Source organism: Amycolatopsis sp. NPDC003861 (assembly GCF_053605405.1).
In genome coordinates this window covers 1-3,981 of the sequence record NZ_JBSGJD010000442.1, presented here as the reverse complement: position 1 = coordinate 3,981, position 3,981 = coordinate 1, and the positions used below count along the sequence as shown (strand labels likewise).

Genomic DNA, 3,981 nt, shown 5'->3' with positions numbered 1-3,981 from the left:
GAAAGCGACGGCCTGGTGGAGCCCGCCCGCCGCGGGGTGACCGTGGTCGAACTGGGGGAGAAGGCCCTGCGGGACGCCTACCTCGTGCGGGCCGCATGGTAAGGCGGGTTCTAACCCGCCTTACCACTCACGACCGGTGCGGCAGGGGTCAGACCGAGCTCGTCGTCGCGGCTCCGGCGAGCATCTCACCGAGGCGGTGGCGCAGGGTGGCGGCGTCGGCGGGGGCGATGGTGATCCAGTCCCGGCCGTCGCGGCCGCGGGTCGCCTGGGTGAAGTAGCGGCCGGTCTCGGTGTCGAACCAGCTCAGCACCGGCGTCCGGGTGCGCGCGCCCAGGCGGGTGCGGGCGTTGGCGCCGATCTGGCCGCCACGCAGCCGCGGCTGGGCGTGCAGCCGGGCCAGGGCCTTGCGGTCCTCGTCGGCCGACGCGCGCTCGTCGCCGTTGCCGCGGCGCTGCAGGAAGTCGCCGCCGGTCAGCTGCTCCATCGGCACCGTGAGCGACTTCTCGCTGCCGCGCGGGGCCCCCGGCAGCAGTGACACGATCGCGCTGGCGAGCCCGTCGGCCGGGCACGGCTGCAGGTGCAGGCCGCGGGTGTCCTGGACGGCCAGCAGGCCCTGGCCGCCCAGCACGCCGGCGATCGCGAGCAGCGGTTCGGCGTCCGGGGCGATCAGCTGGACGGCGTCCAGGCTCAGTTCGGGCGCCGCCAGGACGCCGAAGTAGTCCTCGACGTGCGGCTCGGGCCGGCCGCGGCCGTCGGCGAGACCGCGCGCGGCGAGCCCCTCCAGCGTGCGGCGGCGCAGCAGCGATCGCTCGTCGACGGTCGCGCCGTGCGAACGGATACGCAGCGGGTACGGCAGCTCGCCCAGCCCGGCCGACTCCCACAGGAAGTCCACCTCGACCGGGGTGAGCAGCTCGGCGTTCGGCATCGGGCCACCCCCCAGGAGAAACCGGGCCGGGCACACCGTCGGCGTGCCCGGCCCGGAAGGATCAGCGGTCTTCGTCGTCCCCGGACCAGCCGATGACCGGCGGCGGGGTCGCCTGGTTCGCGCCGAAGGCCTCGTCCGGGTCCGCCTCGATGAGGAAGGACGCGTGCGTGTGCTCCTCGTCCTGCTCGCCCTGGGCCCCCTGCGGGGCCATGCCGCCCATGCCCGGGTTCATCGGCGGCGGCGTCTGCCCGCCGATGGTGCCCGCGGACGAGACGAGACCCTGCTGCGGCGCCTGGGCCGAAGCGGCGCTCTGGCCCTGGCCGTCGGCCGCCGCCAAGCTCGTGTCGTCCTTGGACTTCGCGCCGGACTTGCTGCCCGCACCCAGCGCCCGCGACGCGAGCGCGCCGAGACCGCCGGCCACCCCGCCGATGCCGAGGCCCAGGCCGACCTTGCCGAGCGGGTTGCTGCCACCCGGCTGCCCGCTGCCCGCGGGGACGTGGCCCGCGCCGGTGCCGGTGCCCGCGCCGCTGACCGAACCGCCCGCACCGTCGCTGCCGAGGGTGGCCGCGTCCGCGCCGAAGCCCGCACCCGGGACGCCGCCGTGGACGCCGTTCGGGCCGACAACGCCGGCGTGCTGCGCACCGAACGCGGCGCCGTGGCCGCCGAAGCCCGCGCCGCCGGAGGCGAAGATCGCGTCACCCGCTCCGGGCAAGCTGCCGACCGGGCCCGTGCTGCCGACGCTGTTCACCGAGTTGAACGACAGGGAGTTGTGCGACGCCGTCGGCTGCATGCCGAGCGACTCCGGGCCGAAGCTGGGGGTCGAGTTGTCGACCTCCTTCATCGCCTGGGTGTAGGCGTTGAAGAACGCGACCTGCTGCGCCTTGACGTCGTTGGCCGCGTCCGCCTGCGCCTTCTGGTCGGCGATCAGCGCCGCCGGACCGCCGGCCAGCGCGGCCGCCATGGACTGCTTGGGGTCGTAGTCCTTCGGGGCGGGCATCTTCTTGACCTCGGCGGCCGCCGCGGCCTGCTTGGCGAGCCGGTCGGACATCGTGTGCGCGGCGTCGGAAGCCTGCGAACCGGAGTTCGCGATGGCCACCAGCGCGCCCTGCGCACCCGCGGCACCCCGGCCGACCCACGCGTTGCCCAGCTCGGAGATCGCGTTGTAGAGGTGGTCGGAGGCCTGCTTCAGCTCGGAGCCGTGGTGCGCCCAGACGTGCCCGGTCGCCTCGGCCGTGCCGGGGTCGTTGTTGTTGACCGCGCCGGCGTAGAGCTGCTGGCTCTCCTGCGCGTTCCAGTTCGGCGGGTTGGCGATCGCGCGGTCGCTGCCCATGTCGAAGCCGCCGGCGCTGCCGCGGGCGTTGTCGACGATGTTCTGCGACGCCGAGTTGTCGCCGAGCGGGACCAGCGAGCCCGGGTCGGTCGCCGCCGGCTGGTCGCTGTGGTTCGGAGCCATGACTACGAGTTCCCCTCTGGACTCAGGCGTTACGGAACGGGTCGGCCGCGGCCTGGTCGATCTCGTGGTACCGGGCCATCGCCGTGACGATGCCTTCTTCGGCGTCGGAGTACTGCTGGAGCAGGTTCTGCAGGGCGGCGGCGTAGGAGTCGCCCCCGCCGTCCGCGCGCTGGACGAACTTCGCGGCCATCGCGTTGCCGACCGGGTTGTCGCCGAGCTTCGGCGGCTGCGCGAGCGTGCCCGCGCCGGCGAGCAAGGCCTCGACGGCGTCCTTGCCCGTGCGGATCTTGTTCAGCACGGCCTGCGCGGCGTCGGGGTCGATCCCGACCTGACCCGCCGCGGCCGCGGCCTTGAAGGCGTTCGCGTCGGCAGCGCTGCTGTTCCCCATCTGCACTCTCTCCCGTTCCCCCGACCCGGTCACCCGCGGGCACGATTGGTCTTCGCATAGGTTAACGCACGTGATCAGAGCCTATGACGCAAACTTCGTGCCCGGGGTTCCGCGGATCCGGTAATTGCGGTGAACGGTCGGTGAACCCCCGCCGGCGGGCTACGAGGTGTAGACCTTCGGGTCCAGGGTGCCGATGTAGGGCAGGTCCCGGTACCGCTCGGCGTAGTCGAGGCCGTAGCCGACGACGAACTCGTTGGGGATGTCGAAGCCGATGTACTTCACCGGCACGTCCACCTTCACCGCTTCCGGCTTGCGCAGCAGCGAAACGACCTCGAGCGACGCGGGGTTGCGGCTGGCGAGGTTCTTCAGCAGCCACGACAGCGTCAGGCCGGAGTCGACGATGTCCTCGACGATCAGGACGTCCCGGCCCGCGATGTCGCGGTCGAGGTCCTTGAGGATCCGGACGACGCCGGACGACGACGTCGCCGATCCGTACGAAGAGACGGCCATGAATTCCAGCTGCGTCGGCAGCGGCAGCGCGCGGGCGAAGTCGGTCATGAACATGACCGCGCCCTTCAGGACGCCCACCAGCAGGAGTTCCCCCTGCCCGTTGGCCGGATAGTCGGCAGCGATCTGCTCCGACAGCTCCGCGATCTTGTCCTTGATCTGCTGCTCGGTGACGAGCACGGAGGCGATTTCGCCCTCGTACACGGGTCATTCTCCTCGTGTGGTGGGTTGGGAGGTGAGGCAGAGCCTGCCACGGCACCGGCTCGCCTCCAAGTTGCCGGGCAACCACACGCCGCCCTGACCACGCCACCGGGCGACGAGGTCGTCGACCGCCCGGAGGTGCGCGTCGGTGAGCTCGCGCACACCCGATTGCAGCAACCACCTGCGAAGAACCCGCCGCCGCAGTGCCGCGGGCTCAGCCGCGAGGACGCCGACGTCCAGCCCTTCGACGCCGCCCGCGCGGGTGAAGATCATGTCCGCCATTGTGTCCAGCGCCTCATTGTCTTCACGCAGCTGCGCCGCCGTCCGGGCGAGCGCGGCGGCGACTCCGCCGTTGAGGACGTCCTCCAGCAACGGCAGGACTTCGGTGCGCAGCCGCACGCGCGTGAACCGCGGTTCGGCGTTGTGCGGGTCGTCCCACGGCTCGACGCCGAGTTCGGCGCACGCGGCCCGGGTGGTCGCGCGGCCGCCCGCTGCTCGCCGTCGGCC

The 3,981-nt window shown here is 72.7% G+C and carries 5 protein-coding genes; all 5 read right to left on the bottom strand.

The genetic code is table 11. The features are described 5' to 3' along the window. Window positions 1-148: 148 nt before the first annotated feature. On the bottom strand, window positions 149-925 hold the full coding sequence (locus tag ACWEVN_RS46960) for an ESX secretion-associated protein EspG (RefSeq protein WP_449684727.1): 777 nt from the start codon (window positions 923-925) through the stop codon (window positions 149-151). A 61-nt stretch (window positions 926-986) separates the two neighbouring features. Further along, window positions 987-2,378 (bottom strand): hypothetical protein, encoded by a 1,392-nt coding sequence (locus tag ACWEVN_RS46955; RefSeq protein WP_452055591.1) that lies wholly within the window; start codon window positions 2,376-2,378, stop codon window positions 987-989. A gap of 22 nt (window positions 2,379-2,400) precedes the next feature. Continuing rightward, entirely contained in the window at window positions 2,401-2,766 is a 366-nt protein-coding gene (locus ACWEVN_RS46950) for a hypothetical protein (protein ID WP_449684725.1), read from the bottom strand. A 159-nt stretch (window positions 2,767-2,925) separates the two neighbouring features. Continuing rightward, complete coding sequence (gene hpt / locus ACWEVN_RS46945) at window positions 2,926-3,477, bottom strand: hypoxanthine phosphoribosyltransferase (RefSeq protein WP_125308269.1); 552 nt, start codon at window positions 3,475-3,477, stop codon at window positions 2,926-2,928. Window positions 3,478-3,480: 3 nt separating this feature from the next. Continuing rightward, a partial coding sequence (locus ACWEVN_RS46940) for a TilS substrate-binding domain-containing protein (protein WP_452055590.1) occupies window positions 3,481-3,981 on the bottom strand: 501 nt, incomplete at its 5' end.

What these genes read in the sequence shown, in the direction of transcription:
- ACWEVN_RS46950 (WP_449684725.1), bottom strand. Translation starts at nt 2,766, where the DNA reads ATGGGGAACAGCAGCGCTGCCGACGCGAACGCCTTCAAGGCCGCGGCC.
- ACWEVN_RS46955 (WP_452055591.1), bottom strand. Translation starts at nt 2,378, where the DNA reads ATGGCTCCGAACCACAGCGACCAGCCGGCGGCGACCGACCCGGGCTCG.
- ACWEVN_RS46960 (WP_449684727.1), bottom strand. Translation starts at nt 925, where the DNA reads ATGCCGAACGCCGAGCTGCTCACCCCGGTCGAGGTGGACTTCCTGTGG.